The organism is Peribacillus sp. P4_C12, from assembly GCF_056402095.1.
Window position 1 is genome coordinate 1 of record NZ_JBFUIB010000380.1, and the last position, 3723, is coordinate 3723.

5 protein-coding genes are annotated in these 3723 nt (G+C 37.2%); 4 read left to right on the forward strand and 1 reads right to left on the reverse strand.

The window, feature by feature from the left end; genetic code table 11:
* The 3 genes from AC1DUW_RS23340 to AC1DUW_RS23350 form a co-directional block, all read left to right on the forward strand.
* Positions 1–379 (forward strand): 5-formyltetrahydrofolate cyclo-ligase (locus AC1DUW_RS23340; protein ID WP_477643572.1); only part of this gene is annotated, 379 nt, incomplete at its 5' end.
* Between the two features lie 78 nt (positions 380–457).
* A complete protein-coding gene (locus AC1DUW_RS23345; RefSeq protein WP_053346959.1) occupies positions 458–646 on the forward strand; it encodes a hypothetical protein in 189 nt (62 codons plus the stop codon).
* Between the two features lie 164 nt (positions 647–810).
* Positions 811–2358, forward strand: a complete 1548-nt coding sequence (locus AC1DUW_RS23350; protein WP_477643573.1) for a rhomboid family intramembrane serine protease — start codon at positions 811–813, stop codon at positions 2356–2358.
* Here the strand turns inward: AC1DUW_RS23350 and AC1DUW_RS23355 are convergent.
* A complete protein-coding gene (locus AC1DUW_RS23355) occupies positions 2353–3210 on the reverse strand; it encodes a hypothetical protein (RefSeq protein ID WP_477643574.1) in 858 nt (285 codons plus the stop codon). The two genes, AC1DUW_RS23350 and AC1DUW_RS23355, sit on opposite strands and share 6 nt — an antisense overlap.
* 237 nt (positions 3211–3447) lie before the next feature.
* On the opposite strand from AC1DUW_RS23355, the gene AC1DUW_RS23360 reads away from it, so the two are divergent.
* Positions 3448–3657 (forward strand): YqgQ family protein, encoded by a 210-nt coding sequence (locus tag AC1DUW_RS23360; protein ID WP_053346956.1) that lies wholly within the window; start codon positions 3448–3450, stop codon positions 3655–3657.
* The last annotated feature ends 66 nt before the right edge of the window (positions 3658–3723 follow it).

Below are 3723 nucleotides of genomic sequence, written 5' to 3' on the forward strand. Positions count from 1 at the left end.
AGCATGGAGTGAGGGAAAAGAAGTAGCCGTTCCAAAATGTGACCCTGAAAAGAAGACGATGGAGTTCAAAAAGATTATGTCCTTTAATCAGCTGGAATCTGTTTATTATGGACTACTTGAACCTGTAGCTGAAACAAATAAAGCTACTATTGAGGAATTAGATGTATTAGTTGTACCAGGCCTTGCTTTTACAAAAGAAGGATATCGACTGGGGTTTGGGGGCGGCTATTATGACCGTTTTCTCTCTTACTACCGAGGAGCTACATTAGCTCTTACATACGAAGTTCAAATAATAGATGATCTGCCTATTGAGGTGCATGATATCGCGGTGGGTAAACTTATTACCCCAACAAAGGTTTTACGGACATATGCCCATTAGAAGATGAAGTTCATTAATTATCATTTTTAGCTCATAAAAATCCTATCCTGTATCACACTAACGGTAGGAGGGATTGTTATGCTTCGATTAATTGTTCAGATTTTCTTGGTTGGATTAGTGGTTTATGCAGGCTATCAAAACCGGTATCGCTTGATAAATGTTGCCCTATCTAACGGCTTAGTAAGAAGGTTTCTAGTGACCAAATCCTTGGATATGCCAATTGTCAGGGATAAAATGATGCAAAGCATGTTCAGTCAGACCAAATGATGATGTCRGCCTTTTAAAAAGGAACCTGAATAAGGGTTCCTTTTTTATTTAAAAGGAGAGAAAGATTGGAATTAAACAGTCTCTTTTTTTACTTTTTTCTTAATTTCGTCTATAGTTTTAATTAAATGAAACAGGAATTTTAGAAGGAAAAGATTCATTGGAAAGTGGGGAAGGTATTGGGATTTAAAGAGGATTATTTGTTTTGGGAGACTGTAAGGCAGTTGTCAACCCAATATGATTATCGAATGATCACTGTCACGGAAAACCATCAGGAGATTTGGCTCGAAAGCGATAAAAACAAGGAGTTCCCGGTCATCAGACTTATTCGTCATGATTTGGATTGGGCAAACTGGCTGAAACGCGATATTGACCGAACCTTGCAGAATGGGGAAAAAATCCGAAGAAAATTATACAAAAAACCTATTTCGATATTAAGTATCTACGTGAGTAAATTTGCTCCAGTAGATGATTATGAATTTAGTTTGCAGCCTGCATCATTTCAAAAAACGAAGGTTAACACGTTTATTTTAGCTTGTGAATCGTTTCCCGCTTCGTTACAAAATCTTGAGCATGTCCTAAAAAAACCGCTAACCATTCACGATCTGAAAGCTGAAGATTTAGATGAAGAAAAAGTTCTCACGTTAAAGCAGGCCGCCATCACGGAATCCGTTAAAAAGATTAAGGCTGAGCAAAAAGTGTTTCAAAATTCTAAACCATTCTTTACATACATATTCATTGCGATACAAATAGCTGTTTTTATCTTGATGGAGTTCAATGGTGGAAGCACCAATTCGAAGACGCTGATTGAGTTTGGAGCTAAATATTCTCCCTACATCATGCAAGGGGAATGGTGGAGATTTTTTAGCCCGATGATCGTCCATATTGGCTTTATCCATTTACTTATGAATACATTTTCGTTGTATTTAATCGGTGCTGAAGTAGAAAGGATTTATGGAAACGCCAGGTTCTTATTCATTTATATTTTTGCTGGGTTTGCCGGGACTTTGGGCAGCTTTATTATGACACCAAATCTTTCAGCAGGAGCGAGCGGTGCTATTTTCGGCTGCTTTGGGGCACTTCTGTATTTTGGAATTGTATATCCGAAATTATTTATGCGATCTATGGGCTCTTCGGTCATCGTTTTAATTATTATTAATCTGGTTTATGGTTTCACTGTTTCAGGCATTGACAATGCAGGGCATATTGGCGGATTGATTGGCGGCTTCTTGGCTGCTGGAGTGGTCCACCTTCCAAAAGCTAAAAATCTCTTGCGTCAGCTGGCCTTTTTAATAGGAACGGCAATACTGACATATATCTTGCTGCAATTCGGTTTTAACCATCAGAATAGTGCAGCTATAGATGATAAAACCATGGCTATGTTGGCCCTGGAATACATTGACAATGAAGAAGAAGATAAAGCGGAGGATATATTGGTCAAATATGTGAATGAAAATTCTGACGCACCGCTTTCACTTTTTATACTAGGAAATTTATCTTTTGGCGCAGAGGATATAAATCAGGCTCGTGATTATTATGAAAAAGCGATTGAACAAAACCCTGAATTACATGAAGCCCATTATAATCTGGCCTTAGTTTATGTGAAATTAGAGTTATATGATCAAGCTAAAGAACAAGCTCAAAAGGCAATTGAGCTTGCTCCAGAGAAAAAATCATATACTAAATTATTAAAAGAAATTGAAAATCAACTATAGCTTCTGACGTAGCATAATAGGGGTACCGTCTTCCAGTGTAAACAAGACAAGTATTTCACTTTGATTCTTTGCTACAAGCAATTGGGGGATGGTGCTACCTTGTGAACTCACAGTAGAGCCGTCCTCCTTTTTTACGCCTAACACATAATTTTTATAAAGTCCCTCCCAAAGCTTTCCTACAATTTCTTCACGTTGGAATTGGGGAAAGGCAGAAAGCCATTGGTTTTTTTTTGAAGGTAACTCGGTTAATGAGATAATTTTGTACTGATCTTGATTAATTTGAAATGTATTACTAGCTTCCTCCAAACTGTTTTGAGTAATTTCATCGGTCAAGTTGTCCAGCGTTTTTTTCCATTCGTTCTGAACTTCGGAAAGAGGTCTATGGAAATATTGAAAAGTTGGTGTAGTTACGGTATATAGTTTTTCTTTACTTAGTTGTTGAGCACTGGTAAAAATGGTTTCAGTTGGGTGTACCTCGGCATAGTGAAAAGTTACGGCTTCATAACGCCCGCTTTCGCTTTCTTTGGATTTAGCTTTTTGGGAGAGTCCTTGTTTATTTTGTCTCCAATTTTTTAAAGATCCAGCCAATTTCCCATTTTTGTATAGCAGGGAGACATCTTGGCGTAGGTAGGCAGACCGGTCCAACGAAGAATTGACCTTCCAAGTTATAGAGTATGTTGAATCTCCTATTTTTTTAGGCGTCAAATGAGTGGCAGCTTGTTCAAAATGGAGAGAGGTATCGATAGGAAAATAAATAATGGTTTCCTCTACCTGATTTTTATTTGAAAAATAAAGGATGACAAAAATGGTAGTTAGTACTAAAAAAACAGTATACTTCAATTGTAGTTTCATTTTTCCCCTCCGTTTTAACGTATGATGACTGTTCAAATTACTAGGTTGGTTCGAATAATGAAATATGGAAATTTCAAAAGACCTTCAATGAACGTTCACTTTCCTAATGTTTCATCATATGAATAGAGTTGGACAACTATGAGGGGATGGGAAAAATTATCATAAGGGGAAATCTGCGCTTGTTACATGGCGGCGGATTCGTTATACTTTCCATAGAATAGAGTAAAGAGGTTTATTATGAAAACATTTTATGATCTTCAACAATATTTGAAAAGATTCGGGACGTTTATTTATATTGGTGATCGTTTAGCCGAGCTTGAACTGATGGAAGCAGAAATCAGAGAAATTCATCGAATGCAGATGATGGACACGAAAGATTATCAAATGGCGATACTTTTAATTAGGCAGCAATTGTCTCTTGAAAGGGAAAAGCAGAAAAAAAATTGATAAAAAGGTGAGAATGATGGAAAAGTGGCTGATGGGTGTCGATTTAGGCGGTACAACTACCAAGCT

What these genes read in the sequence shown, in the direction of transcription:
- AC1DUW_RS23345 (WP_053346959.1), top strand. Translation starts at nt 458, where the DNA reads ATGCTTCGATTAATTGTTCAGATTTTCTTGGTTGGATTAGTGGTTTAT.
- AC1DUW_RS23355 (WP_477643574.1), bottom strand. Translation starts at nt 3,210, where the DNA reads ATGAAACTACAATTGAAGTATACTGTTTTTTTAGTACTAACTACCATT.
- AC1DUW_RS23360 (WP_053346956.1), top strand. Translation starts at nt 3,448, where the DNA reads ATGAAAACATTTTATGATCTTCAACAATATTTGAAAAGATTCGGGACG.